Source organism: Streptococcus sp. 1453 (assembly GCF_013276955.1).
In the GTDB taxonomy this organism is placed as follows: domain Bacteria; phylum Bacillota; class Bacilli; order Lactobacillales; family Streptococcaceae; genus Streptococcus.
The window spans coordinates 1-863 of the sequence record NZ_VMLZ01000021.1; the positions used below are offsets into that span (position 1 = coordinate 1).

General features: G+C 51.6%; 1 protein-coding gene. It reads left to right on the forward strand.

The features are described 5' to 3' along the window. Positions 1 to 863 (forward strand): hypothetical protein (locus HW098_RS10765; RefSeq protein WP_176139949.1); only part of this gene is annotated, 863 nt, incomplete at both ends.

Sequence of the window (863 nt, forward strand, 5' to 3'; positions counted from 1 at the left end):
ACAAGTGCTTCAACGAGCGCAAGTCAATCAGCGTCAGAGTCCGCATCGACAAGTGCTTCAACAAGTGCAAGTCAATCGGCGTCAGAGTCCGCATCGACAAGTGCAAGTCAATCAGCGTCAGAATCCGCATCGACAAGTGCTTCAACAAGCGCAAGTCAATCAGCATCAGAATCTGCATCAACAAGTGCTTCAACAAGCGCGAGCCAGTCAGCGTCTGAATCAGCATCGACAAGTGCTTCAACAAGCGCAAGTCAGTCAGCGTCAGAGTCCGCATCGACAAGTGCCTCAACGAGCGCAAGTCAGTCGGCGTCAGAGTCTGCTTCAACAAGCGCAAGTCAATCAGCATCAGAGTCAGCATCGACAAGTGCTTCAACGAGCGCAAGTCAATCAGCGTCAGAGTCCGCATCGACAAGTGCTTCAACGAGCGCAAGTCAGTCAGCTTCTGAATCTGCCTCAACAAGTGCATCAACAAGTGCAAGTCAGTCAGCCTCTGAGTCAGCCTCAACAAGTGCTTCAACGAGCGCAAGTCAATCAGCATCAGAGTCCGCATCGACAAGTGCCTCAACGAGCGCAAGTCAATCTGCATCAGAGTCTGCCTCAACAAGTGCTTCAACAAGTGCGAGCCAGTCAGCGTCTGAATCAGCATCGACAAGTGCTTCAACGAGCGCAAGTCAATCAGCGTCAGAGTCCGCATCGACAAGTGCAAGTCAATCAGCGTCAGAATCCGCATCAACAAGTGCATCAACAAGTGCAAGTCAATCAGCGTCAGAATCCGCATCGACAAGTGCTTCAACAAGCGCAAGTCAATCTGCATCAGAGTCCGCATCGACAAGTGCCTCAACGAGCGCAAGTCAATCAGCGTC